This is a genomic window from Tsukamurella sp. 1534 (assembly GCF_000312385.1).
Taxonomy (GTDB): Bacteria; Actinomycetota; Actinomycetes; order Mycobacteriales; family Mycobacteriaceae; genus Tsukamurella.
This window is the reverse complement of record NZ_HE997626.1, coordinates 765,337-790,050: the sequence shown is the minus strand read 5'-3', so window position 1 is coordinate 790,050 and position 24,714 is coordinate 765,337. Positions and strand designations below refer to the sequence as shown.

26 protein-coding genes, 1 pseudogene and 1 riboswitch are annotated in these 24,714 nt (G+C 71.3%); of the genes and pseudogenes, 19 read left to right on the top strand and 8 right to left on the bottom strand.

Annotated features, from left to right (window positions below):
- Positions 1 to 45 precede the first annotated feature (45 nt).
- Positions 46 to 1,887, top strand: coding sequence for an ABC transporter ATP-binding protein/permease (locus tag BN39_RS04055; protein WP_019201081.1), 1,842 nt, complete (start codon positions 46 to 48; stop codon positions 1,885 to 1,887).
- Here the strand turns inward: BN39_RS04055 and BN39_RS04050 are convergent.
- Entirely contained in the window at positions 1,876 to 2,607 is a 732-nt protein-coding gene (locus BN39_RS04050; protein ID WP_019201080.1) for an SDR family oxidoreductase, read from the bottom strand. The two genes, BN39_RS04055 and BN39_RS04050, sit on opposite strands and share 12 nt — an antisense overlap.
- Positions 2,608 to 2,687: 80 nt before the next feature.
- Between BN39_RS04050 and BN39_RS04045 the strand changes: the two genes are divergently transcribed.
- Together BN39_RS04045 and BN39_RS04040 are read left to right on the top strand one after the other, a co-directional pair.
- The gene (locus tag BN39_RS04045) at positions 2,688 to 2,999 is read left to right on the top strand and encodes a helix-turn-helix domain-containing protein (RefSeq protein WP_019201079.1); all 312 of its coding nucleotides are present in this window, start codon (positions 2,688 to 2,690) and stop codon (positions 2,997 to 2,999) included.
- A gap of 62 nt (positions 3,000 to 3,061) precedes the next feature.
- Positions 3,062 to 3,433 (top strand): hypothetical protein, encoded by a 372-nt coding sequence (locus BN39_RS04040; protein WP_019201078.1) that lies wholly within the window; start codon positions 3,062 to 3,064, stop codon positions 3,431 to 3,433.
- A 165-nt stretch (positions 3,434 to 3,598) separates the two neighbouring features.
- Here the strand turns inward: BN39_RS04040 and BN39_RS04035 are convergent, their stop codons facing one another.
- Positions 3,599 to 4,987 (bottom strand): FAD-dependent oxidoreductase, encoded by a 1,389-nt coding sequence (locus BN39_RS04035; RefSeq protein WP_019201077.1) that lies wholly within the window; start codon positions 4,985 to 4,987, stop codon positions 3,599 to 3,601.
- Positions 4,988 to 5,132: 145 nt separating this feature from the next.
- On the opposite strand from BN39_RS04035, the gene BN39_RS04030 reads away from it, so the two are divergent.
- The 3 genes from BN39_RS04030 to BN39_RS04020 are packed head-to-tail and all read left to right on the top strand — an operon-like array spanning position 5,133 to position 7,226.
- Entirely contained in the window at positions 5,133 to 5,600 is a 468-nt protein-coding gene (locus BN39_RS04030) for a hypothetical protein (protein WP_019201076.1), read from the top strand.
- Positions 5,597 to 6,010, top strand: coding sequence for a rhodanese-like domain-containing protein (locus tag BN39_RS04025; protein ID WP_040766538.1), 414 nt, complete (start codon positions 5,597 to 5,599; stop codon positions 6,008 to 6,010). The genes BN39_RS04030 and BN39_RS04025 overlap by 4 nt, the downstream gene beginning before the upstream one ends.
- A gap of 10 nt (positions 6,011 to 6,020) precedes the next feature.
- Positions 6,021 to 7,226, top strand: a complete 1,206-nt coding sequence (locus tag BN39_RS04020) for an O-succinylhomoserine sulfhydrylase (RefSeq protein WP_019201074.1) — start codon at positions 6,021 to 6,023, stop codon at positions 7,224 to 7,226.
- A gap of 56 nt (positions 7,227 to 7,282) precedes the next feature.
- On the opposite strand, the gene BN39_RS04015 is transcribed toward BN39_RS04020, so the two are convergent.
- Together BN39_RS04015 and BN39_RS04010 are read right to left on the bottom strand one after the other, a co-directional pair.
- Positions 7,283 to 7,954, bottom strand: coding sequence for a copper homeostasis protein CutC (locus BN39_RS04015; RefSeq protein ID WP_019201073.1), 672 nt, complete (start codon positions 7,952 to 7,954; stop codon positions 7,283 to 7,285).
- Positions 7,955 to 7,975: 21 nt separating this feature from the next.
- A complete protein-coding gene (locus BN39_RS04010; RefSeq protein ID WP_019201072.1) occupies positions 7,976 to 8,590 on the bottom strand; it encodes a TetR/AcrR family transcriptional regulator in 615 nt (204 codons plus the stop codon).
- A gap of 47 nt (positions 8,591 to 8,637) precedes the next feature.
- Here BN39_RS04010 and BN39_RS04005 point away from each other — a divergent pair, with 47 nt between their 5' ends.
- Complete coding sequence (locus tag BN39_RS04005; protein WP_202803283.1) at positions 8,638 to 10,008, top strand: MFS transporter; 1,371 nt, start codon at positions 8,638 to 8,640, stop codon at positions 10,006 to 10,008.
- Between the two features lies 1 nt (position 10,009).
- Here the strand turns inward: BN39_RS04005 and BN39_RS04000 are convergent, their stop codons facing one another.
- Together BN39_RS04000 and BN39_RS03995 are read right to left on the bottom strand one after the other, a co-directional pair.
- Positions 10,010 to 10,795, bottom strand: coding sequence for an HAD-IIA family hydrolase (locus tag BN39_RS04000; RefSeq protein ID WP_019201070.1), 786 nt, complete (start codon positions 10,793 to 10,795; stop codon positions 10,010 to 10,012).
- 20 nt (positions 10,796 to 10,815) lie between these two features.
- On the bottom strand, positions 10,816 to 11,289 hold the full coding sequence (locus BN39_RS03995) for a Dps family protein (RefSeq protein ID WP_019201069.1): 474 nt from the start codon (positions 11,287 to 11,289) through the stop codon (positions 10,816 to 10,818).
- Positions 11,290 to 11,459: 170 nt separating this feature from the next.
- A riboswitch (SAM riboswitch) is annotated at positions 11,460 to 11,571 on the top strand.
- A 52-nt stretch (positions 11,572 to 11,623) separates the two neighbouring features.
- Between BN39_RS03995 and BN39_RS03990 the strand changes: the two genes are divergently transcribed.
- The 7 genes and pseudogenes from BN39_RS03990 to BN39_RS03965 all read left to right on the top strand — a co-directional run bounded on the left by BN39_RS03990 (position 11,624) and on the right by BN39_RS03965 (position 18,243).
- Positions 11,624 to 12,910: an aminotransferase class V-fold PLP-dependent enzyme gene (locus tag BN39_RS03990; protein WP_019201068.1), complete on the top strand. Its 1,287-nt coding sequence runs from the start codon at positions 11,624 to 11,626 to the stop codon at positions 12,908 to 12,910.
- A 27-nt stretch (positions 12,911 to 12,937) separates the two neighbouring features.
- Positions 12,938 to 13,327 (top strand): hypothetical protein, encoded by a 390-nt coding sequence (locus tag BN39_RS03985; RefSeq protein ID WP_019201067.1) that lies wholly within the window; start codon positions 12,938 to 12,940, stop codon positions 13,325 to 13,327.
- A 23-nt stretch (positions 13,328 to 13,350) separates the two neighbouring features.
- Positions 13,351 to 13,830, top strand: coding sequence for a YbaK/EbsC family protein (locus tag BN39_RS03980; protein WP_019201066.1), 480 nt, complete (start codon positions 13,351 to 13,353; stop codon positions 13,828 to 13,830).
- 105 nt (positions 13,831 to 13,935) lie between these two features.
- Positions 13,936 to 14,409, top strand: coding sequence for a MarR family winged helix-turn-helix transcriptional regulator (locus BN39_RS03975; RefSeq protein ID WP_019201065.1), 474 nt, complete (start codon positions 13,936 to 13,938; stop codon positions 14,407 to 14,409).
- Positions 14,409 to 16,070: pseudogene (locus BN39_RS23815) on the top strand (MDR family MFS transporter); the annotation flags it as partial. The gene BN39_RS03975 and the pseudogene BN39_RS23815, both read left to right, overlap by 1 nt.
- Before the next feature lie 66 nt (positions 16,071 to 16,136).
- Positions 16,137 to 17,537 carry a tRNA-guanine transglycosylase gene (locus BN39_RS23805; protein ID WP_371190624.1) on the top strand — a complete coding sequence of 467 codons (1,401 nt, stop codon included), beginning with the start codon at positions 16,137 to 16,139 and terminating at the stop codon, positions 17,535 to 17,537.
- A gap of 34 nt (positions 17,538 to 17,571) precedes the next feature.
- Complete coding sequence (locus BN39_RS03965) at positions 17,572 to 18,243, top strand: hypothetical protein (protein ID WP_148281408.1); 672 nt, start codon at positions 17,572 to 17,574, stop codon at positions 18,241 to 18,243.
- A 76-nt stretch (positions 18,244 to 18,319) separates the two neighbouring features.
- Here the strand turns inward: BN39_RS03965 and BN39_RS03960 are convergent, their stop codons facing one another.
- Positions 18,320 to 18,814: an inorganic diphosphatase gene (locus tag BN39_RS03960; RefSeq protein WP_019201062.1), complete on the bottom strand. Its 495-nt coding sequence runs from the start codon at positions 18,812 to 18,814 to the stop codon at positions 18,320 to 18,322.
- Positions 18,815 to 18,925: 111 nt separating this feature from the next.
- On the opposite strand from BN39_RS03960, the gene dacB reads away from it, so the two are divergent.
- Genes dacB through BN39_RS03935 form a run of 5 tightly spaced genes read left to right on the top strand, consistent with a single transcriptional unit; the run spans position 18,926 to position 24,167 of the window.
- On the top strand, positions 18,926 to 20,296 hold the full coding sequence (gene dacB / locus BN39_RS03955) for a D-alanyl-D-alanine carboxypeptidase/D-alanyl-D-alanine-endopeptidase (protein ID WP_040765831.1): 1,371 nt from the start codon (positions 18,926 to 18,928) through the stop codon (positions 20,294 to 20,296).
- Between the two features lie 5 nt (positions 20,297 to 20,301).
- On the top strand, positions 20,302 to 21,348 hold the full coding sequence (locus BN39_RS03950) for a zinc-dependent metalloprotease (RefSeq protein ID WP_040766531.1): 1,047 nt from the start codon (positions 20,302 to 20,304) through the stop codon (positions 21,346 to 21,348).
- Positions 21,345 to 22,283 carry a tRNA lysidine(34) synthetase TilS gene (tilS, locus tag BN39_RS03945; protein ID WP_019201059.1) on the top strand — a complete coding sequence of 313 codons (939 nt, stop codon included), beginning with the start codon at positions 21,345 to 21,347 and terminating at the stop codon, positions 22,281 to 22,283. Before BN39_RS03950 ends, tilS begins: the two co-directional genes overlap by 4 nt.
- Positions 22,280 to 22,852, top strand: coding sequence for a hypoxanthine phosphoribosyltransferase (gene hpt / locus BN39_RS03940; RefSeq protein ID WP_371190623.1), 573 nt, complete (start codon positions 22,280 to 22,282; stop codon positions 22,850 to 22,852). Before tilS ends, hpt begins: the two co-directional genes overlap by 4 nt.
- 4 nt (positions 22,853 to 22,856) lie before the next feature.
- On the top strand, positions 22,857 to 24,167 hold the full coding sequence (locus BN39_RS03935) for an amidase (protein ID WP_019201057.1): 1,311 nt from the start codon (positions 22,857 to 22,859) through the stop codon (positions 24,165 to 24,167).
- 12 nt (positions 24,168 to 24,179) lie between these two features.
- Here the strand turns inward: BN39_RS03935 and BN39_RS03930 are convergent, their stop codons facing one another.
- Positions 24,180 to 24,584 (bottom strand): DUF2628 domain-containing protein, encoded by a 405-nt coding sequence (locus BN39_RS03930; protein WP_051158818.1) that lies wholly within the window; start codon positions 24,582 to 24,584, stop codon positions 24,180 to 24,182.
- Positions 24,585 to 24,714: the final 130 nt, after the last annotated feature.

Below are 24,714 nucleotides of genomic sequence, written 5' to 3'. Positions count from 1 at the left end.
TTAAGCTTCCTCGATTTTTCGCTCGGTCCAGCAGAGGAGCCGCGGATGAAGATGTCCATCGATTGGAGTGCGGAGTGGGGCGCGAGTGGGTGGTGGCTGCTCAAGGCCGTCGCGATCACCGCGCCGATCTTCGTGATCGTGCTCGCCATCTGTTTCGTGAGTACCCGATGGGGGCGCCAATTCTGGCGGGTTTCCGGCGCCTACTTCACCGGACGCGATTCCTGGCGCGTCTACGCCCGCATCCTGCTGCTCCTGGTGTCGACGCTCGCGGCCGTCCGGCTGTCCGTGTTGTTCACATACTTCTACAACGACTCTCAGACGGCGCTGCAATACGCCGTGCAGGCGGTGTCCAAGGGTGATTCGCCCGCGCTGCAGGCCGCCGTGGACGGGTTCTGGCTCTCGATGCGCATCTTCGCGCTGCTCGCGGTGCTCTGGGTGGCCCGCGCGCTGATCGACCTCCTTGTGAACCAGTGGCTCGTCATCGACTGGCGCGTGTGGCTCACAGGCAGGGTGGTGGACGACTACCTCGATGGGGAGGCCTACTACCGCAACCGATTCATCGACGACACCATCGACAACCCGGACCAGCGGATCCAGTCGGACATCGCCGCGTTCGTCGGTACGTCGGTATCACTCTCCTTCGGCGCCGTCAGCGCCGTGGCCTCGATCATCTCGTTCACGAAGGTCCTGTGGGACCTCTCCGCGCCGATGACGGTGCTCGGCGTGACGATTCCCCGGGCGATGCTGTGGCTCGTGTTCGTGTACGTCCTGGTCAGTACGGTCATCGCGTTCTGGATCGGCCGACCCCTGATCAATCTCAACTTCCTCAACGAACGGCTCACCGCGGCGTACCGGTACGCCCTCGTCCGACTGCGGGACAACGCCGAGCGGGTGGCGTTCTACCACGGCGAACAGGTGGAGCGGCGCACGTTGCTGGGCCGCTTCGCCGCCGTCATCGCCAACACCTGGGCGATCGTGTTCCGCAGCCTGAAGTTCAACGGATGGAACCTCACGGTGAGCCAGACGGCGGAGGTGTTCCCCATGGCGATCCAGGCTCCCCGCGTGTTCTCCGGAGAACTCACCATCGGTGACGTCAGCCAGACCGGGAGCGCGTTCCGGCAGGTGCACGACTCACTGTCGTTCTTCCGCCTGTCCTACGACGACTTCGCGGAGTACCGCGCGGCCCTCATGCGCCTGGACGGCCTCCTCACGGCCGACGCGCAGTCCCGGGATCTGGCCCGTGTCGCGGGGACCGATGCGGACGGGGCTGTTCGGCTGGACGGTGTAGCGGTCCGCACGCCCGATGGGATCGTGTTGGTCGACGGTCTGCGACTGAGCCTGCGGAGCGGCGACACGATGGTCGTCAAGGGTGCCTCCGGTTCGGGCAAGACGACACTGCTGCGGGCGCTCGCCAGGATCTGGCCCTACTCGGAGGGGGAGGTGGCCCGTCCTGCAGGTGCCGAGACCCTGTTCCTGTCTCAGATGCCGTACCTGCCGCTCGGCGACCTCCGGACCGCGCTCAGCTACCCGGCGGAGCCGGGAATCCACGACGACGACGTGTTGCGGGAAGCGCTCGGCAAGGTCTTCCTGCCGCACCTCGCTGATCGACTCGATGATGAGGAGGACTGGGCCGCAGTGCTTTCTCCGGGGGAGCAGCAGCGCATCGCCTTCGCGCGCGTCATCCTCGCCAAGCCGCAAGCGGTGTTCCTCGACGAGGCCACCTCCGCAGTCGACGAGGGGCTCGAGCACTCGCTGTACACCCTGATCCGGACCGAAGTGCCCGATGCGATCCTCGTGAGCGTCGCCCACCGCAGCACCGTCGACCGGCACCACGCCCTGCGCCTCGAACTCAGCGGGACGGGTGCGTGGGAGTTCTCAGCGCTGTAGCTCCGCGACGAGGTCGCCGCCGCCGACGTAGGTGGTGTGGCCCGACGGGGTCTCCGCGTCGGCGGCAGCGGCGATCGCGGCGGCGAACTCGGTGACCGTGGGGAGCGGGCCGTGCGCACGGCGGGCCTCGACGGCGGCCGGGTCGCGCCGCTCCAGGAGCCGCACGATGATCGTCCCGTCGATCATGTCGCCGGAGACGACGCCGAGCCGAAGGTCCTCCTCCGCGGCGAGGTCGCGCAGGGCGAGCTCGCCCGCCAACTTGCTGGCGGCGATCGGCCCGTACCCGTCGGGCACGGGGCGCGTCCGGGAGAAGTGCGCCTGGTGGCTGGTGACGAACACGATCCGGCCGCCGGCCGTCATCGCACCCGCGGCGGCGCGTGCCATCGTCACCTGGGCGTCGCGGTTCAAGCGCATCGCGTACCCCTCGTCGGCGCCCAGCTCCAGGCCGCCGGAGGCGTTGAGCACCACCGCGTCCACGCGACCGAACCCGGCGATCGCGCCGTCGAGAAGGAGGCGCGGACCGTCGACGGCGGTGACGTCCGCCCCGATCGCGACGGCGCGCCCACCGGCTTCCCGGACCAGCTCGCAGACTTTCTCGGCGCGGCGGGCCTTCTCGCGATAGTTGACCACCACGTCGTGGCCACGGGCGCCCAGCGCCACCGCGGTCTCGGCCCCGACGCCACGCGACGCCCCCGTCACGACGATCACCTTGGACGCCATCGGACTACCTCCATGCTTCTAAAAAAGAACTGGCGCCCAGCATGGCGCTTCGAAATCAGAAGCGCAAGTAGGCTCTGCATGTGTCCGTCCGCGATGTGGTGTCCCAACGGCGCGAGGAGTCGGAGCCGGAAGTGCTCGCGACCATGGAGTTCCTCGGTCAGCGCTGGGTGATCCGCATCGTCTGGGAGCTCGAACCGGGCGCGCTCGGATTCCTCGAACTGCGCCGCCGCATGGGCAACTGCAGCTCCAGCGTGCTGGCGGCCCGCCTGGCGATGTTGGTGGAGAAGGGGGTCGTGCGGAAGCTCGCGGACAAGCAGTACGAGCTCACCTCGCGCGGCGAGGCGCTCGGGCGCGCTCTGTGGCCCGTCTGGGACTGGGCCCGCGAGAACTGACAATCCGATTCCTCCGGCGTTGTCGATCGCATACTCTTTCTGTCGACTGACGAAGGAGGGTGATGGGGGCGACGCGAATCGCGCGGCTCGCGGCCGTGGCGGTGGTGGCCGCCGGGATGGTGTTGCCGGGTGCCGGCGCAGCGGCTGTGCGTCCGGGAGCCTCGGGCGACGAATGCCGCATGTTCGAGACGAAGCCCGGCTACGAGTGCCGGTCGGGCGAGTGGCGCGTCGACCCCTCGCCGCCACGCAAGGGCAAGGCCTGCTCGTTCGGGGAGCGCGCGCCGGGGCGCGACCTGAAGTGCGTGGCCGGCCGATGGCGGGCGAACCCGACGCCGAAGGAGGGGGACCGTTGCACCGCCGTCGGGGCGAAGCGGGTCGGCGTCGGCGGGATGCTGACGTGCCGCCACGGGGTCCGCGGGCTCGCCTGGGAGTGAGGGCCGCGTTCGGAGAATCGGATTTCCGGCGCGTCCGCGGCGCGAATCAGCCGCGAACCACCGCAGAACCCGCATCCGGGAACGCGATTGGAATCATCGTGAGCGAAAGGCGCCGCCGTCCCGAAGAATCGGGACGGCGGCACCGTCGGATCTGAGCCGCGAGGGCTAGTTCTGCTCGACCTTGCTCGGCTCGGAGGCGGCCAGCATGTCGTCGCGCTCGACCACCTTCACGCGCTCGCGGCCCTCGGCCTCGCCCAGGCTGCGCTCGTGCTCGTCGAGCCGGTACCAGCCGTCCCACGTGGTGTACGGGGTCTCGTGCTCGTCCAGCCAGTTCGTGACGCCGTCGGAGGACGGGTCCGACGGGGCGTTCAGCCTGCCGGCGTGGAAGTCCTCCAGCAGGCAGGCGATCGTCTCGTTGGCGTCGCCCTTGGTGTGCCCGATGAGGCCGACGGGACCGCGCTTGATCCAGCCCGTGGTGTACACGCCCTGGATGTGCTGACCTGCGTCGACGACGCGGCCGGCTTCATTGGGGATCACGCCCGCCTGATCGTCGAAGGGGATCTCCGGCAGGTCGTTGGACAGGTAGCCGACGGCGCGGTAGACGGCGCCGAGCTCCCAATCGGTGAACTTCCCGGTGCCGCGCACGTTGCCCGTGCCGTCCAGCTCGGTGCGCTCGGTGCGCAGGCCGACCACCTTCCCGTCCTCGCCGAGGATCTCGACGGGCGACTCGAACAGGTGGATGTACAGCTTGTGCTGGCGGTTCGTGGGCTCGCGGATCGCGTAGTTCTCGAGGATCGTGGCCACCTGGTCGGTGATCTTCGACTCGCGGCGAGCCTTGGTGGAGCCCTCGTCGTAGTCGATGTCCTCGGGGTTGACGATGACCTCGATGGTGTCCGAGTGGTCGAGCTCCTTGAGCTCGAGCGGGGTAAACTTCACCTGCGCCGGGCCGCGGCGGCCGAACACGTGCACCTCGGTGGCCTTGTTCTGCTTGAGGCCCTCGTAGACGTTCGGCGGGATCTCCGTGGGGAGCAGCTCGTCGGCGGTCTTGGCGAGCACGCGGGCCACGTCGAGGCCCACGTTGCCGACGCCCAGCACGGCCACCTTCTCGGCCTCGAGCGGCCACTCGCGGGAGAAGTCCGGATGGCCGTCGTACCAGGCCACGAACTCGGCGGCGCCGAAGCTGCCGTCCAGGTCGATGCCGGGGACGTCGAGGTTCCGGTCGGCGACGGCACCGGTCGAGAAGATGACGGCGTCGTAGTGACGTCGCACGTCCTCGAGCGAGAAGTCCTTGCCGAAGTCGAGGTTGCCCAGCAGGCGCACCTGCGGCTTGTCGAGCACCTTGTGCAGGGCGGTGATGATGCCCTTGATGCGCGGGTGATCGGGCGCGACGCCGTATCGGATCAGGCCGAACGGCGCGGGCATCTTCTCGAACAGGTCGATGCTGACGCCCGGGTCCTTCGCCTCGTCGGACTTCATGAGTGCGTCCGCCGCGTAGATGCCGGCGGGGCCTGCGCCCACGATCGCTACGCGCAACGGGCGGTTCTGTTCGGTCATAGAGAGTCGGCTACCTTTGTCTGCAAACCAGCGGTTCTGTCCCCACCAGGTTAGTGCGGACTAATGGAGCGTTCCTAGTGCGGGTGTCCGATCACACCCCGTCACCAAGTGGAACGTGTTCTAGTTACAGAGGGTAGAGACAAGCATGAGCGCAGACAAGGGCACCCCCGGCGAACCCGCGGCGCGCGGCACCACCGCCACCCCGTTCCTGATCGCGCTGGTGATCGCCGTCATCGCCGTCGGAGGCATCCTGACCTGGAACTTCATCCGCCCCGCCGATACGCGGGTCAACGATTCCGGGCAGATCGCGAAGACCGTCGGCCAGTACTACGGCGCGCTGAACAAGGGCCGCTACGCCGATCTCGTCGCCAACACCTGCGCCAAGGATCGCGCCGCCGCCGACTTCCCGCAGGAGGCCGGGTACGCCGACGCCCGCAAGGCCGTCGTCGAGCGCGAGGGCGAGGTGACCCTGGACGAGAACGGCATCAAGGACGTGCAGGTCAACGGCGATTCCGCGACCGCGCAGCTGACCCTGAAGTACGAGAAGGCCGGCGAACGCAAGGAGCCGGCCACGTTCGTGCGCGAGGACGACAAGTGGAAGAAGTGCTCGTGACCTACACCGGCGACCTCACCCCGCAGGAGACCTGGCAGCTGCTCCAGGACGATCCGCAGGCCGTCCTCGTGGACTGCCGCACCGAGGCCGAGTGGAACTACGTCGGCATCCCCGAACTCTCGCAGGTCGGGCGCACCGTCGTCCTGGTGGAGTGGCAGACCTATCCCGACGGTGCGCGCAATCCCCGGTTCGTCGCCGACCTCCGGCGCAAGGGCGTCACCGACGAGACGCCGGTCGCGTTCATCTGCCGGTCCGGGCACCGCTCGATCGGAGCGGCCGAGGCGGCCACCGCGGCGGGCGTCCAGCGGGCCTACAACGTTCTCGAGGGCTTCGAGGGAGGCCTCGACGCATTCGGACACCGCGGCGTCGCGGGCTGGCGCGCCGAGGGCCTGCCCTGGCGGCAGTTCTAGTCTTGACTCCATGACGGAGTTCAATCGCCTTCCCGACGGTGTGCGGTCCGAGACTCTCGGGGTGCGCGGCGGCCTGCTGCGGAGCAACTACGAGGAGACGTCCGAGGCGCTGTACCTCAATTCGGGGTACACCTACGAGAACGCCGAGGCCGCCGAGGCCGCGTTCAACGGTGACATCGACCGGTTCGTGTACTCCCGCTACGGCAACCCGACGGTGGCGATGTTCCAGGAGCGGCTGCGCCTGATGGAGGGCGCCGAGGCGTGCTTCGCGACCGCCTCCGGCATGTCCGCGGTGTTCACCTCGCTCGGCGCTCTGCTGCAGGCGGGCGACCGGCTCGTGGCCGCCCGCTCGCTGTTCGGATCCTGCTACGTCGTGTGCAACGAGATCCTTCCGCGCTGGGGCATCGAGACCGTGTTCGTGGACGGCGAGGACCTCGACCAGTGGCGCGAGGCGCTGAGCACGCCCGCGCAGGCGGTGTTCTTCGAGACGCCGGCCAACCCCATGCAGGGCCTCGTCGACGTACGAGCGGTCTCCGAGCTCGCGCACGCCGCGGGCGCACAGGTCGTGCTCGACGCGGGGTTCACCCCCGTCGGGTACCAGGACTCGTTCGGGATGGGCGCCGACGTGGTGGTGCACTCCTCGACCAAGACCATGGACGGGCAGGGGCGCGTCATGGGCGGCGCGATCCTGGGCCGCGAGGACTACATCGACGGGCCGGTGAAGCAGCTGATGCGGCACACGGGCCCGGCCATGGCGCCGTTCAACGCCTGGGTGCTGCTCAAGGCGCTGGAGACGCTGGACCTGCGCGCCGAGCGGGTGAGCGCCAACACGCAGAGGGTGGCGGAGTTCCTCGAAGCCGATCCGCGGGTGTCGAAGGTGCTGTTCCCGTTCCTGCCCTCGCACCCGCAGCACGAGCTCGCGAAGGCGCAGATGAAAGCGGGCGGCACCGTGATCACCGTGGAACTGGCCGATTCCGCCGACGCGACCGGCAAGGACCGCGCCTTCCAGTTCCTCAACCGCTTACAGGTGATCGACATCTCCAACAATTTCGGCGACGCCAAGTCGCTCATCACCCACCCCGCCACCACGACGCATCGTGCGACGGGGCCCGAGGGGCGAGCGAAGATCGGCCTCACCGATTCGATGCTGCGCCTGTCGGTCGGCCTGGAGAACGTCGACGACCTGATCGCCGACCTCGATCGCGCCCTCGGCTGAGCCCGCTGCCGCGAGTGCGGTCGGTTTCCTGCGCTATCGGTGGGTTTCCGACCGCCTCAGAGCGTCTGGTCGTCGATGGCGGCCCGCCACGTCCTGACCGCCGCCGCCGATACGGGCGACTCCCAGCCGTGCGGCCGCGCTGCGCTGCCGATGTGGAAGGCGTCGATCCCCGCCGCCGTGAGTCGCGGCAGGTGATCCAGGCGCAGGCCGCCCCCGACGAGTGTGCGATGGGGACAGTCGGTTTCGGCGATGAGGATGTCGATGCCGTCCTCCACGCCGGTCGGCGCGCCGGCGGTGAGGATCGTGTCGAGCCCGGACAGTCCGCTGAGCTCCCGCCGCAGTGCGCCCCGATCCGCGCACCGATCGATCGCGCGGTGGAACGTCCATGGGGCGCCGCCGATCGCGTCCACGATGCGCGTGACCGCCGGCAGGTCGACCGCCCCGCCAGGCGTGAGGAAGCCGAGCACGAACTCCTCCGCCCCTGCGCTCGCCAGGTCGATCGCGCGCCGCGCCAGCCCGTCGAGGTCTCCGGACGCGAAACCGTCGGTGAGCCGGAGCATCACGCGCACGGGGACGTCCACGGCCGCGCGGACGGAGGCGACAGTGGCGGGAGAGGGGCTCAGCCCGTCGGCGTCCATGTCGGCGACCAGCTCCACCCGGTCCGCCCCGCCCTCCTGCGCCGCCACGGCGTCCCGCGCGTCCATGGCGATGACTTCCAGCAGTGTCATGCGATCACCTGTGTCAGATCGTCAACGTGAAGGGGCAGTAGGGAGAACGCGGTCGAGATGGTACCTCGCCACGTCGACCGCGCGCTCGGGTGTGTGGTGTCCGATCACCACGGCGGTGCTCAGGCCGTTGCACAGGGCGATGAGGCCGTCGGCCTCCGCGTCGGGGTCGGCGCCGGGAGCGAGCTGATCGAGGCCGGCAGCCTCGTGGAAGGCGGCGGCGACGCTCTCGCGCAGCCGGGCGACTCCCCCTGCGAGCGGCTCCGCCGCGAGGGCCGGCTCGGTCGACGCGAGCCCGCTGAACGCGGCTGACACCATGTAGAAGTCCCGGCTCGGGGCATCCGTCGGCAGCGCTTCATCGATGAAGGCCGCCAGTATCTCCCGCGGTACGGGGGATCTCCCGATCTCCGCGAGCCGCGTGCGCCAGCGGTCGTTCGACTGCTCCTCCATGCGGCGCAGCGCGCCGACGAGCAGCTGTTGCTTGTTCGTGAAGTAGTACTGGACGAGCCGGAGGGAGACGCCCGCCTCTGCGGCGACGGATCGCATCGACACCGCGTGGAGTCCCTCGCGCGCTGCGACCCGCGCGAGCGCATCCGACAGCTGCGCCCTGCGTTCGTCGTGATCGACGGTCCGGGGCATGTCCACCTCCTTCTTGATACAGTCGTATCACAGTTGTTGTGATACAGGTGACGAAGAACGAAGGGGTCGGTGACCGGATGCGCACATCTCCGCAGGTCCTTGCGGCGGCGTGCCTCGCGCAGCTGATGGTCACCCTCGACGTGTCGGTGGTCAACATCGCGCTCCCGAGCATTCGCGACGACTTCGGACTCGGTGTCGTGGGGCAACAGTGGATCGTTACCGCGTACGCATTGCCGTTCGCCGGATTCCTGCTGCTCGGCGGCCGCGTCGCCGATGTGGTGGGGGTGCGCCGGGTGTTTCTGGCGGGTACGAGCGCGTTCGTGGCCGCGAGCCTGATCGCGGGTGTCGCGCCGGGGCCGGAAGTGCTCCTCGCCGGTCGCGCGGCGCAGGGACTCGCGGCTGCGGTGCTCGCGCCCGCGACACTCACCGCGATCACCGGAACGTTCCCCGAGGGTGACCCGCGGACCCGGGCGATGGCGTGGTGGACTGCGACGAGCATCGCTGGAGGGGCCGCGGGAAACCTCAGTGGTGGCGTGCTCACCGAATTCCTCGGCTGGCGCTCCACGCTCCTGGTCAACGTGCCGCTCGGCGTGCTCGCGCTCGTACTCGCGGCGCGTGTGTTGCCGGCCGCACGCCGTGAAGGAGGGCGGATCGACACCCTTCCCGCGCTGCTTGTGACGGCCGGACTCCTCGTGCTCGCATACGGGTTGAGCACGATCGGCGGCCGCCGATGGGCTCCGGGTGTGATGGCGGTGTTCCTGGCGTCGGCTCTGTTCGCGGCGTTCGTCCGGCGCGATGGAACCGCACGGAACCCGCTGCTTCCCAGGGCCCTTCTCGCGATCCGCTCCGTTCGGCTCGGTAACGCCGGGCTCCTGCTCGCGGGTACCGCGCTGGTCCCGATGTGGTTCTTTCTCACGCTGCAGCTGCAGGTGGTGCTGGGCTACTCGCCGCTCATGTCGGGTCTGGCGTTCCTGCCGCACACACTGATTCAGCTCGGCGTCGGGTTGTGGCTCACCCCGCGCCTTCTCCGGCGTGCTCCGGCCGCACGTCTGGTGCTCGTCGGCGGCGCCCTCCTGGCCGCGGGATTCGCGTGGCAGAGCACGCTCACCGCCGGATCGACCTATGTGTCGGCGGTGCTGCTCCCGGCGGTTCTCATCGCAGGGGGAGCGGGTCTGCTCACCCTTCCGCTGTCCGTCGCCACGGTCGCGGGCGTCGCTGAGACTGACCGAGGTGCTGCCTCGGGGATCATGAACTCCGCCAAACAGATCGGTGGGGGAGTCGGCCTCGCTGCGGTCGTCGGTGCCACCTCCGCCGCTACGCAACCCGCCCAGGCTTACCAGGCGGCGTTCACCATCATGGCCGCGGTGGCGGTGGTGATCGCCGTGGGGGCCGCAGCCGTGGCCAGGGCGGGCCCGTGAATCAGCGGGGGAACGGGTCCTGGGTGCTGCCGACGAGGTCGGCGACGGAGTCGAGTACGCGGGTGGGCCGGTAGGGGTAGAGCGTCACCGACTGCTCCGTCGAGATGCCCGTGAGTACCAGGATCGTGCGGAGGCCCGCCTCGAGACCGCACACGATGTCGGTGTCCATCCGGTCGCCGATCATCAGCGTGTCCTCGGAGTGGGCGCCGAGCGCGCGGATGGCGGACCGCATCATCAGCGAGTTCGGCTTGCCCACGTAATAGGGGGAGCGGCCCGTCGCCTCCCGGATCAGCGCCGCCACCGCGCCGGTCGCGGGGAGCGAACCGTCCTTGGAGGGCCCCGTCGGGTCGGGGTTGGTGGCGATGAACCGCGATCCGCGCTCGATCAGCCGGATCGCGGTGGTGATGGCCTCGAACGAATAGGTGCGCGTCTCCCCGAGCACCACGTAATCGGGATCGTTCTCCGTGAGCACGTAACCCACGTCGTGCAGCGCCGTGGTGAGCCCGGATTCGCCCACGACGTACGCGCTGCCGTTGGGGCGCTGGTCCTGCAGGAACTTCGCGGTGGCCAGCGCCGACGTCCAGATCCGGCTCTCCGGGATGTCCAGTCCCGAGGCGAGCAGCCTGGCCCGGAGATCCCGGGGAGTCCGGATCGAGTTGTTGGTGAGCACCATGTAGGGCGTCTGCGCCTCGGCCAGTTCCGCGATGAACGCGTCCGCGCCGGGGATCAGGTGCTCCTCGTGGATGAGCACGCCGTCCATGTCCATCAGGTAGTGCCATGTGGTCATGGAACGACACTTTACGCTGGTCAGGCCTGCTGCGCCTGCCACATCCAGTGCAGCTGCTCCAGGCGTGCGGTGATCGAGATCAGCAGGTCCTGCGTGACGGGATCGGCGGATTCGGTGTCGGCGATCCGGCCGCGCAGCGCCGCCACCACGGCGGCGAGGTTCGCCACGACCGCGCCCACCACGTCGCCGTCCGGCCGCCATCCCGCCTCGAAACCGACGGTCGCGGCGGTCTTCGCCACGGTCTCCGCGCGGCCGTCCGGGCTCACGCCGATCGCGGCGGCGCGCTCGGCCACCTCGTCGACGAAGCCGCGCGAGTCGGCGACGAGCTCGTCGAGCTGGAGGTGCACCGACCGGAACTGCGATCCGACGACGTTCCAGTGCGCCTGCTTGGCGATGAGGCTCAGGTCGAGCAGGTCGACGAGGGAGCCCTGCAGGGCGTCTCCGGCGACCTTCCGGGCCTCGTCGGACAGGGTGCTGGTGATGGGGTTCGACATCGTTACCTCCTTGGTGGGGAATGGATCTCGGCGGGTAGGGCGCCCGATGACCACAACTCTAGCCGCATTTCTGGAACGATTCCAGAAAAGGTGAGGGGGCTCACCCGGGTTTCCGCGCGCCGTGATTCGAACCTTGACCGGCGCCCCGCCGGCAGGGCATCCTGGCTCCAGGTCATGAGTGCCAGCGCCAAGCCCCGGCTCGCTGGTCGGCAACCCTCCTCCGCGGTGGGGTGCTCCGGGTGACGACCTGGCCGCACCGAACGCGTGCGGCAAGCGCGGATTCGCCGACCCCTTCCCCGGTGCGGCGGGTCCTTACCGACAGAAGGACTGAGAAATGACTGTCACCATCGACCGCACCGTCTGCGTCAACCCCACCGTGCGCAGCGCACCGTCGTCGCCCGTGGCCCTCGGGCCCATCGCGGCCGTGACCGGGGCCGACGAATACGCGCCGCTCGCCGACGGGGCCACCGTGCGGTACGCCAACTTCGACTACGCGGCGAGCGCGCCGGCGCTGGAGGCGGTGAGGGACGCCGTCACGGAGGCGCTCGCCGAGTACGCGAGCGTGCACCGCGGCGCCGGCCACCTCTCGCAGCGCTCCACCGCCCGCTACGAGCAGGCCCGCGACGTGGTCGCCGAGTTCGTGGGCGCGCGCCCCGACGACCACGTGATCTTCACCGGCAACACCACCGATTCGATCAACCTGCTGGCGGCCTGCGTGCCCGGCGAGGTGGTGGTGCTCGATTGCGAGCATCACGCGAACCTGCTGCCCTGGAGGCGGATCGGCGCCCGCGTGGTGTCCGCGCCGCTCTCGGTGGCGGGCACGCTGGAGGCCATCGAGAAGGAGCTCTCCCGGCGTCCCGCCGCGCTGCTCACCGTGACCGGCGCGTCCAACGTCACGGGCGAGGTGCTGCCCATCCGCACGCTCGCCGCGCTCGCGCACCGCTACGGCGCCAGGATCGCCGTCGACGGGGCGCAGCTCGTCCCGCATCGCCGGATCTCGCTGCGCGACAGCGGTGTCGACTATCTCGCCTTCTCCGGGCACAAGCTGTACGCGCCCTTCGGTTCCGGGGTGCTCGTGGGCCGCGCCGACTGGTTCGACGAGGCCGAGCCCTTCCGGTGCGGCGGCGGCGCGAGCTACCAGGTGATCGGCACCCCCGCCACGAAGTCGGTCGAGGTGGCCTGGCACACCGGCCCCGCCCGGCACGAGGCCGGATCGCCGAACGTGCTGGGCGCCGTGGCCATCGCGGCCGCCTGCCGCGAGCTCACCCGGATCGGCGAGGACGCGATCGCCCGCCACGAGCGCTTCCTCACCGACCTCCTCGTCGGCGCGCTCGGGGAGCTCGACGGGGTACGCACCCTGAAGATCTGGGCCGACTCCACCGAACGCGTCGGCATCGTCGCGTTCACCGTCGACGGCCGCACCCCGCGCGAGGTGGCCGAGTACCTCTCGAACGATCACGGGATCGGCGTGCGCGACGGGAAGTTCTGCGCCCACCCCGTCGTGGACCGGCTCGGCTGCCCCGGCGGCGCCGTCCGCGCCAGCCTGGGCCTCGGGACCGGCGAGCACGACGTACACCGGCTCGTCCGCGCCCTCGAAGACCTGACCGCACGAACCAACTGACACGGAAAGCACAGAACCGGAGGAACCATGACCGCGACCCTCTCCCGCCCCGCGCTGGTGGTCACCGTCGACGGCGAGCCCGCCGCGGAGGCGCTGACCCGGGTCCGCGCCGCCGATCTGCGCCTCGCGCAGAAGCAGCGGGGCTACCTGCGCGCCCAGGCGGAGCTCGACGGCCGCGAGCCCGGCGCGGTGGCGCTGGAGGTGGACGTGGTCATCGACGAGCGCGCCGCCCAGGCGCGGGCCAGCTACGCCGGCCTCGGCGCCGCGCGCGACGGGGTCACCTACGTGGGTACCCCGTCGGGCCTGCGTTCCCTGATCGAGGACGTGTACGCGGCCGAGGTCGCCGACGCGGTCGTGCTGCGCCCCGTGGGTGGCGAGCGGACCACCGAGCTGATCGCCACGCTGCTGGCGGCCTGATCCCGCGCGGCATACTGATCGGCGTGACCGAGCAGTTCTCCGCCCGTACCGAGACCGTCCGCGCGGCGCTGGCCGCATCGGGCCACCCCGACACCGTCCGGCTGGTGCCCGACGGTGCCAGGACGGCCGCCGAGGCCGCGGCCGCGCTGGGCTGCGAGGTGGGCGCGATCGCCAACAGCCTGGTCTTCCTCGCCGACGGTGCGCCGCTGCTCGTGCTGTCCAGCGGCCGGCACCGGGTGGACACCGCCGGGCTGGCGGAGCGGCTGGGGTACGCGACGATCTCGCGCGCCACCGCGGACGACGTGGCCGCGGCCACCGGCCAGGTGATCGGCGGGGTCTCGCCCGTCGGGCACCCCGCGCCGCTGGTCACCGTGCTCGACGACTCGCTGCGCGACTATCCGGACCTGTACGCCGCGGCGGGCACGCACGACACGATCTTCCGCACGGATTTCGCCGCCCTCGCGGCCTTGACCGGCGCCCGGATCGTCCGGACATCGGCGTGACCTTCCGTTCCGCCCGAATCGACTAGAGGATCTAGTAGTTGTAGGCTGCACGCAGTTTGTCCGACTCCGGGCCCGCCGTGGCGCCCGGATCTCGACGGAGGCGTGATGACCGACGATGAACGTGCCCAGCGGATCGAGGATCTGGTCCGGGTGATCGCTGAGCTCACCCGGCTCAAGGAGCGGCATGCGGCGATGACCCGGCACGCCGTCGCGCCCGACGGCGTGGAACTGGCCGCCTACACCGCACTGTTCGCGCTCGTCAACGACGGCCCCATGCGGTCCTCGGTGCTCGCGGAGACGATCCACACCGATCCCTCCACCGCCAGCCGGTACGTCACGACGCTCACCACGCTCGGCTACGCCGAGCGCAGCCCCGACCCGTCCGACCGTCGTGCGGCCCTCGTGGCCGCCACCGATGCGGGACGCGAGAAGTTCGAGTTCATCCGGGAACAGCGCAACCTGCGCCTGCGGCCGCTCCTGGAGCAGTGGACCGACGAGGAGATCGACCAGTTCGTGACCCTGGGCAACCGGGCCCTCGGCCAGTTCGAGCAGGCCCTCCGGCTGATGCGCGAGGCCTGATGTCCGCCACCGCCACCCGCCCGGAGCCGGCCGGGCCCGCCGAGGCCGCGCCGCTGCTGACGCACAAGCAGATCCTCTACATCCTGTCCGGGCTCATGACCGGCATGTTCCTCGCGGCGCTGGACCAGACCATCGTGTCGACGGCGATCCGCACGATCGCCGACGATCTGCACGGCTACTCGCAGCAGGCGTGGGTCACCACCGCGTATCTCATCACGTCGACGATCGTGACGCCGCTGTACGGCAAGCTGTCCGACATCTACGGCCGCAAGCCCTTCTTCATGTTCGCCATCACGGTGTTCGTCATCGGCTCGCTGTTGTGCAGCACGTCCACGTCGATGTACGAGCTGGCGGGTTTCCGTGCCGTGCAGGGGATCGGTGCGGGCGGGCTGATGTCGCTGGCGCTCACCATCATCGGCGATATCGTGCCGCCCCGCGAGCGCGCCAAGTACCAGGGCTACTTCCTCGCGGTGTTCGGCACCAGCTCGGTGCTGGGCCCGGTGCTGGGCGGCCTGTTCTCGGGGGCGGACCAGATCCTCGGGATCTCCGGCTGGCGCTGGGTGTTCCTGGTCAACGTGCCGATCGGGATGATCGCCCTGGCCGTCGTCTTCCGGGTGCTGCGGCTCCCGCACACCCGCCGCGAGGGCGTGCGCATCGACTGGTTCGGCGCCGTGGCGCTCGCGGTGGGCCTCGTGCCGCTGCTCATCGTCGCCGAACAGGGCCAGGAATGGGGATGGGGCGCGTCGAAGTCCCTGATCTGCTACGCCGTCGGCGCCGTGGGGGTCGTCGCGTTCGTGGTGATCGAGAAGATCATGGGTGAGGACGCGATCATCCCGCTGCGCATCTTCGCGAACCGGATCTTCGCGCAGGGCGTCCTCATCTCCGTGGTCGTCGGCGCCGCGATGTTCGGCGGAATCTCGCTGCTGCCCCAGTACTTCCAGGTGGTGCGCGGCGCCAGCCCCACCGAATCGGGTTTCCTCATGCTGCCGATGGTCGCGGGCCTCATGCTGGGCTCGATCCTGGCCGGGCAGATGATCTCCCGCACCGGCAGATACCGGATCTACCCGGTGATCGGCGCCGTCCTGCTCACCGCCGGCATGTTCGGCCTGCACTACGTGAGCGCCGATGTGCGCATCGGCTACGTCATGGCGGGTGCCGCCGTGGTCGGCTTCGGCCTCGGCAACCTGATGCAGCCGCTGACCCTGGCGATGCAGAACATCCTGCCGCCGCGCGACATGGGCGTCTCCACGGCCGCCGCCACCTTCTTCCGGCAGATCGGCGGCACCCTCGGCGTGGCCGTGTTCCTCTCCGTGCTGTTCGCCCAGATGCCGGGCAAGATGTCCGGCCGCCTCACCGACGCCGCCAACGACCCCGAGTACACCGGCGCCGTCCAGCGTGCGGCCGCCGGGCACGACGGTGCCGAGGCGCAGGCGTTCGCCACCCAGCTGGTGCACGGCGATTCCGGCGCCGTCAGCGACGTCATGTCCGACACCTCGGCGCTGGAGAAGCTCCCCGGCACGCTGGTGCATCCGCTCAAGGCGGGCTTCGCGGACTCCATGGACGTGGTGTTCCTCGCCGTCACCGTGCTGTCCGCGATCGGCCTGGTGCTGGTGCTGTTCTGGAAGTCGGTGCCGCTGCGCACCGCCGCGGGGATCGAGGCCAACGGCGACGAGGCCGCCGCGGCGGGTGCGACGGCGGATCTCGCCGCGACGGCGCCTATTGTTGCTGTGACACCGCCGCAGGAAAGGACCGAGCCCATCACCGCCGCCGATCCCGCCCGATCCGATCCCGCCCGATCCGAGCCCGCCCGGACCGAGCCCGCCCGGACCGAGCGCGTGGTGCCCGATCCCGCGCGGTCCGAGATCGCCGAGCTCCGCGCGGAGAACGACGCGCTCGCCGCGGAGCTCGCCGAGCTGCGCACCGGCTACCGCGCCATCGCCGGGCACACCCGGTTGCGCGCCGCCGGCATCACCGAATCGACGTCCTTCCGCGTCGAGGCCGACGGCCCGGACAACGCCCGCGCCGGCGTGCTCACCACCCCGCGCGGCGAGATCGCCACCCCCGCCTACGTTCCCGTTGCCGGGCGCGGCGCGATCGCCGGGATCACGCCGGACGAGATGATCCGGCTCGGCGCCCGCGCGCTCACCGTGGACCTGCACGAGATGTACCTGCAGCCCGGCCCCGAGGTGATCGAGGGCCTCGGCGGCATCGGCGCCGCGATGGCCTGGCCCGCACCCGTGTTCGGCGACACCGGTGTCGGCGCGATCGGGCGGCAGAAGCGCACCCGCGTCACCGACGAGGGGATCGCCTTCCGCGGCAGGCTCGACGGATCCCCGCACGATTGGGACCCCGAGCGCGCCGTGCGGATCGCCCATCGGATGGGCGTCGACGTGGCCTTCGCCCTCGCCGACCCCGTCGACCCCGCCAAGCCCCGCTCCGCGCAGCAGGCGGGCGTCGGCCGTACCGGCGCCTGGGCGCGGCGCGCGCTCATCGAGCACGCGTGGCAGACCGCGGACCGGCACAATTCGGTCTCCCTGTGGGCCACCGTCACCGGAGGCGCCGATCCCGACCTCCGCCGCGCCGCCGCGGTCGCCCTGCGGACCGCGTCGGAGCACGACCGCCAGGAGGGCGGACTCGGGTTCGGCGGCTACCGGATCGAGGGCGCCGACGGGGCCGCGCGGGCCCATCTCCTGCGCGCCGCCGTCGGTGAGCTCGAGGCCGACCGGCCCCGCTACCTTGCCGGGGTCTCGGACCCCGCGGACCTGTTCGCCGCGATCGACGCCGGGATCGATCTCATCGACGGGACCGGCCCCGCCGTCGCCGGGGCCGCGGGCACCGTGTTCACCACCCGGGGGATCGTCGACCTCACGGACCCGGTGCACCGGACCGACTTCCGGCCGCTGGACCCCGACGCGCGGTGGCAGGGTGTGCCCAACCGCGCGGACGAGTTCACCCGCGCCTACGTCCACCACCTGTTCGCCGCGAACGAGGGCCTGGCGGTCACCCTGTGCACGCTGCACAACGAGCACTTCTTCGTCGCCCTGGCGGCGGCCGCCCGGCGCGCGATGGCACACGGGGGTTACCCTGGTTTCGCTACATCATTCCTGCGCGGATTCGGTACCGTCTAACCGGCTCGGAGCGCACGATCGGTAGGAGAAGCCGTTGCGTCCCAGTCAGTCGGTCCGTTCCCTCGGCGCAGCAGCGTCCGTCCTGGCGGTGGGGCTCGTCCTCGCCGCGTGCGGCGGAGGCGAGGACGCCGCACGCCCCAGCACGGCCCCGTCGAACGACGCGGCCCTCGGCAAGTCCCTGACCCAGGCCGACGTGGCGCCGGGGCAGACCGTCATGACCGTGCCGTCGGACGACGCGTTCCAGGCGGCCATGACCTCCGTGCAGGGTGTGGAGTCCGCGGACATCCGGCCCGCGGAGTGCAAGCAGCGCAACGTCGCCGCACAGCAGGAGCTGATGGAGACCGTGAAGTCAGGTGTGCAGCAGAACATCATGAAGGACGGCCGGGTGCTCTACGGGATCAACTTCCTCCCGGACTCCGCGAAGCTCTCCGTGTTCGAGGCAGCCGGCACCGGCCCCTGCGCCGAGGTGCAGATCGGCGGCGCGAAGCAGACCACCGTGAGGAAGGCCCTGCCGGACGGCACCGGAGCCGAGGGTTTCGTACTCGAGATCACCCGCGTCTCCGGCGAACAGACGACGCGCGCCGCCTCGGCCTATTTCACCGGGGCCGGAGTCACCGCACTCGTCAACGCCAACCCCGGCGCGGACGGGAAGGTGGACACCAAGGCCTTCGACGGGGTCGTGAAGACGGTGGCCGCCAAGCTCTGACGGCGCCGGAAAACGCGGAACGCGGCGGCGAGGATCGCTCCTCGCCGCCGCGTTCGCGAGTGGCCCGGGTGGGTCCTCAGTGCTCTTCCGCGGCGGTCTCCGCGCGGGTGATCGACCGGGCGATCTCCTCCTCGGCCTCCTTCTTGCCGACCCAGGTGGAGCCCTTGACGAACTTGCCCGGCTCCAGGTCCTTGTAGTGGACGAAGAAGTGCTCGATGGCGTCCAGCTCGAACTTCACCACGTCGGCGAGGTCCTGGACCGCGTCCCACCGCGGATCCCCGGCCGGGACGACGAGGACCTTGTCGTCCCCGCCCTTCTCGTCCTCCATCTTGAACATGCCGATGGCGCGGCAGTCCACCAACGAGCCGGGGATCACCGACTCCTGCAGAAGGACCAGAGCGTCGAGCGGATCGCCGTCCTCGCCCAGGGTGTTCTCGATGTAGCCGTAATCGGTGGGGTAGCCGAACGACGTGTAGAGGTAGCGGTCCAGCTTGAGGCGGCCGGTCCTGTGGTCGACCTCGTACTTGTTCCGCGAGCCCTTGGCGATCTCGACGGTGACCTCGAATTCCACGCTCTGATTCCCTTCGCTGCGCGTCAACCTGCACGCCGAGGATACCCTTTGCAGCCGCGCCGCGACCCGCTCACTCCGCTCGTGGTCTCCGGGTGCCGTTAGGGTGGTGCGGTGCCTCGCTCGCGGATCCGTCGAACCCTCGTGCGCCTCTCGATCACCGTGATCGTGCTGGCGCTGGTCGTCGTCGGCGCGGTCGCCGCGACCCTCGGATACGGCGTGTACCGCGACCGGCAGGAGCTCGCGGACAACGTTCCGCCCCGGCCCGCCGAGGCCGCGTACACCCCGGCGATGCAGTCCGCGCAGTCCGCGGGCTCGCCCACTCCCGCGGGCGTCGTCGCCCAGATCGCCGCCGCGCTCCGCAATCCCGACCTCGGCGACTTCACCGGCACCATCGTCGACGCCGCCTCCGGCCAGGCCCTGTGGCAGCGCGGCGCCGATCAGCCCCGCACCCCCGCGTCCACCACCAAGCTGCTCACCGCCGCGGCCGCGCTCCTGACGCTGCAGGCCGACAAGCGGATCAGCACCACCGTGGTCGAGGGGGCCGCCCCCGGCGATGTGGTGCTGGTGGGCGCCGGCGACCCCACGCTGCGCGCCGGATCCGACTCGCTGTTCACCGGCGCCCCCAAGATCTCGGACCTGGTGGCGCAGATCCGCGCCAAGGGCACCCGCGTGTCCCGCGTGCTCGTCGACACCTCGCTGTTCACCGGCCCCGACTTCGCCCGCGGCTGGGACCGCGCCGACATCGCCGGGGGCGACGTCACGCCGATCCAATCGCTCATCGCCGACTCCGGGCGGATCCGCCCCGGGGAGGACTACTCGCCGCGCGTGCCCGATCCGGCCCTCGCCGCGGGCCGCACCCTGGCCGCCGGCCTCGGCCTCCCCGCGACCGCCGTCGCCGCCGGGACCGCGCCGACCGGCGCCGCGCAGCTCGCCTCCGTGCACAGCGCACCGCTCAGCGTGCGACTGCAGGAGGCCCTCGTGCACTCCGACAACGTGCTCGCCGAGAGCATCGGCCGCGAGATCGCGGCCGCCACCGGCCAGCCCCTCTCCTTCGACGGATCCACCCGCGCGGTCACCTCCGCGCTGCGCTCCGCGGGGTTCGACCTCACCGGCGTCGAGCTGTCCGACGTCGACGGGCTCTCCACGCAGAACCGCATCCCCGCCACGGTGCTCGACGAGATCGTCACCGCCGCCGCGGGCCCCTCGAAGCCGCAACTGCGGCCGCTGCTCGACATGCTGCCCGTGGCGGCCGCCACCGGCACCCTCGCCGACCGCTACGTCACCGTGAACCGCCCGGGAGCCGGCTACGTCCGCGCCAAGACGGGCAGCCTCTCCGGTGTCAGCACCCTCGCCGGGTACGTCGTGGACCGCCAGGGCGCCGTCATCACCTTCACGCTCATGTCCGCCGGGACGCCGGTCGACGTGGCGCGCCCCGCGATGGACGCCGTCACCGCCGCGCTCCGCGGCTGCGGGTGCCGCTGATCGTCATGGCCGGCAGGGATCGGGCACGCGCGCAGGTCGACTGGTCGACCGCCGCCGCCGCGGGCCGACGCATCGTCGCCGTCACCGGGAACTGGCCCGCCAGTACCGATTACACGCGCCGCCGCGCCGAGGAGCAGCTCGCCCGGTTCGCCGTGGACGCGGAGGCCCACGTCCGCGACGTGACGGGCCTGGCGACCGGAACCGAGGTGCCCGCGGCGCGCACCGTGGACCGCCGGGAGTGGGTCGACGCCGCCGCCCGGTCCATGGCCGGGCTGGTGGACGGCGAGGCGGCCGGGCGGCCGGGGATCAGCGCCCGGATCGCCGGGGTGCAGGCCGGCGGGATGCTCGGTCTGGTGTCGGGATCGGTTCTGGGGCAGTACGACCCGTTCGGAGTCGACGGGGGAGTGCTGCTGCTCGTGGTGCCCAACGTGCTGCAGGTGGAGCGGGCGCTCGCCCTCGATCCCGACGACTTCCGGATGTGGGTGTGCCTGCACGAGGTCACCCACCGCGTGCAGTTCGCCGCGAACCCGTGGCTGCGGGACTACATGCGCGAGAACGTCGCCGCCCTCACCGGCGCCGACGGTGCCGGATCGCTGGGCGAGCTCCTCGAGCGGGTGACCCGCGCGCTGTCCGGCGGACAGCGGCACACCGGCGTCATCGGACTGCTCGAGATCGCCTCCCCCGCAGAGCAGTTCGCCGCCGTCGAGCGTCTGCTCATGCTCGGGACGCTGCTGGAGGGGCACGCCGACCACGTCATGGACGCCGTCGGCCCCACCGTGATCCCCACCGTCGGAACCATCCGCGCCGCGTTCGACCGGCGCCGGTCGGCACCGTCGAACCCGCTGCAACGCCTGCTCCGCGCCCTGCTCGGGATGGACGCCAAGATCGCGCAGTACGTGCGCGGCAAGAAGTTCGTCGACGCCGTCGTCGCGCAGGTCGGCATGGACCGGTTCAACGCCGTGTGGACGGGGCCCGAGACCCTGCCCCTGCCCGACGAGCTCGACGAACCGCAGCGCTGGATCGACCGGGTCCTGGGCGGGCCGACGCCGTGACCGGCCGCCCCGGCCCCGCCGCGCTGCGGGTACGGCGCGCCGTCGAGGCCTGGCACCGGGACCGCGGCGCGCCGCCGCGGGTCGCGGTCGCCCTCTCCGGCGGCGCGGATTCGCTCGCGCTCCTCGCCGGCGCGCTGGCCGCGGGGCTCGAGACCACCGCGCTCGTCGTGGATCACGGACTGCAGGACGGCTCCCGGGACGTCGCCGAGTCCGCGGCCGCCACCGCCCGCCGGCTGGGTGCGGGCGCGCGGGTGCTGCCCGTCGCCGTCGACGGTGCCGGCGGTCCCGAGGCGGCCGCCCGCTCCGCGCGCTACGCCGCGCTCGACGCCGCCCGGGACGGCGCGCCCGTCCTCCTCGGCCACACCCTCGACGACCAGGCCGAGACCGTGCTCCTCGGGCTGGGTCGTGGTTCCGGCGCCCGGTCGCTGGCCGGGATGGCGGCATGGGCCGAGCCCTACGGCCGGCCGCTGCTGGGCGTGCGGCGCACCGAGACCCGCGCGGGCTGCGCCGAGCTCGGCCTCGTGCCGTGGGACGACCCGCACAACGCCGATCCCCGCTACACCCGGGTGCGGCTGCGCACCGAGGTGCTGCCGCTGCTGGAGGACGTCCTCGGCGGCGGCGTCGCCGAGGCCCTGGCCCGCACCGCGGCACAACTGCGCGACGACAACGATGCGCTCGACGCGCTCGCGCCGGCACCGTCGGGGGAGGAGCTCGCGGTCGCCGACATCGCGGGCCTGCCACCCGCGCTGCGCCGAAGGGTGCTGCGCGCCTGGCTCGCCGGGCGCGGCGCCCGCGCGCTCACCGCCGGTCACCTGGCCGCCGTGGACGCGCTGGTCAGCGACTGGCACGGCCAGGGGCCGACCGCCGTACCGGGCGGAACATCGGGGCGGCGCCTGCAGGTGTCGAGGGCAGGTGGCATTCTGAGTGCGTGGTGAACGGCACGGGTGAGTTGTACGCGGGAGACATCGCCGGAGTGGTGCTCTCCGAGGACCGGATCAAGCAGCGGACCGCCGAACTGGCGGAGCAGATCGCCGAGGAGTACGGCGCCCGGGACGGTGAGACCGACCTCCTCCTGATCACCGTGCTCAAGGGCGCCGTCATGTTCGTGACCGACCTCGCCCGCGCGCTCCCGGTGCCGACGCAGCTCGAGTTCATGGCGGTGTCCAGCTACGGCTCGTCCACTTCCAGCTCCGGCGTCGTGCGGATCCTCAAGGACCTCGACCGCGACATCTCCGACCGCGATGTGCTCATCGTCGAGGACATCATCGACTCCGGCCTCACGCTGAGCTGGCTCATGCGCAACCTGGCCAGCCGCCAGCCCCGCTCGCTCGAGATCGTCACCCTGCTCCGCAAGCCCGACGCGGTGCGCGTGGACATCGACGTGAAGTGGGTCGGCTTCGACATCCCCAACGAGTTCGTCGTGGGCTACGGCCTGGACTACGCCGAGCGGTACCGCGACCTGCCGTACATCGGCATCCTCGATCCCAAGGTCTACAGCGAGTAGCGCCATGACCCTGCTGACCGCCGCGGCCACCGCGGACCGGGTGCGCTCCGGGAGCGTCACCGCCGTCGAGGCGACCCGGGACGCCCTGCAGCGCATCGGCCCCGATGCGGTGAACGGCTGGCGGGTGCTGCGCCCCGACGCCGCTCTGGAGGAGGCCGCGGCCGTCGACGCCCGCCCCGACCGGTACTCGCTGCCGCTGGCGGGGGTGCCGATCGCGATCAAGGACAACGTGGCCGTCTCCGGTCACCGGATGCTCGACGGGGTCTCCGCCTCCTGCGGCGCGGGCCTTCCGGTGGAGCAGTCCGACCACCCCGTCGTGAAGCGGCTGCGCGCCGCGGGTGCGGTGGTCGTGGGCCTCACCCGCGTGCCCGAGCTGTGCCTGTGGGCCATGACCGACGACGCCGAGGCGGTCACCGCGAACCCGCACCGGCCCGGGCGGACCGCCGGCGGCAGCTCCGGGGGCAGCGCCGCCGTGGTGGCGGCCGGCCACGTCGCGCTCGCCCACGGCAACGACGGCCTCGGCTCATTGCGTGGGCCCGCCGCCGCCTGCGGCGTCGTCACCATCAAGCCCGGCCGGGGCGTGGTGCCCGCGCAGCTCGGCCCCACCGACTGGTTCGGGATGGCCGAGAACGGCCCGCTCACGCGGACCGTCGAGGACGCGGCCCTCGCCCTGTCCGTGATGGCCGGGCGGCCCGAGCTCGCCGAGATCGGCGACGGTGCCGGGCTCCGCATCGGCCTCGGCCTCAACCGCCCGACGCCGGTCACCTTCACCGCACGGGCCATCGTCGACGCCGTGCGCGGTGCCGCGGGCACGCTCTCGGGCCGCGGTCATTCGGTGCGCGACGTCAAGGTCCCGTACCCGGCCACGCCGCTGCCGCTGCTCGCGCGGTGGGCCGCGGCGGCGGCCGCCGACGCCGACGACATCGTGGCCCGCGGTGCGAATCCCGCTCTGCTGCAGTCCCGTACGCGGCGCCACGTGGCGCTGGGGCGGACCGTCGAGCGGCGGAACCTGGTGCGGCCCGCCGACGCCGCCGGGATCGAATCCGCGCTGGAGCGGTTCTTCGCCGTCCAGCGCATCGACGTCCTCGTCACCCCGGCGCTGGCCCGCCGCCCCGCCGAGGCGCGCGCCTACAACGCCCTGCCGTGGGCGGCCAGCGCCGTGCCGAGCCTCGCGTACGCGCCGTATCCGAGCCTGTGGAACCTCGTCGGGTGGCCGGCGATGACGGTGCCCTACCGCGGCGAGGGCGTGCAGTTGATCGCCCGCCCCGGCGGCGAGGCCGACCTGCTCGCCGTGGCCGCCGAACTCGAGGTGTAGCCCGCCGCACCACTACAGGGCGTTCATGCCCTCGAACGGGTTCCAGGACCGGCTGCTGCGGGTCACGTGCAGGAAGTACGCCCAGTTCGCGGTGGTCATGTACACCGCGGCGACCGCGAAGCCGAAGCCGCGGAACACCAGATCGGGGAGCGGGAAGAAGCTCAGCACCACGATCACTGCCAGCGAGGAGCCGAGGATCGTGAGGCCCTTGCGCCACATGCCCTTGATCGCGAAGTAGATCGGGCCGAACAGGAACGCGAGGATGTTCGAGCCCAGCCGGGCGCGCTGCAGGAACGACAGCCGCCGGAACGCCGCCTTGGACTCGGGGGACGACGCCGGCTGACCGTAGTGAGCGAAGAACTCGAACCTGCTCTGCCAAGCGGGGGGAAGGGGCCTGAACCTGTGGCGCCTGATCAGAAGGTGAGTGCATCGGCTCTTGCGGAAACTGAGGATCGGTCATGGATGGAGGGTAGCGCCCGCCGGTGAACGCGCGGTGTTCGCCGTCGGCGCAAACCGCGCCCGGCGACCCCGGCGCACCGCACGGTAA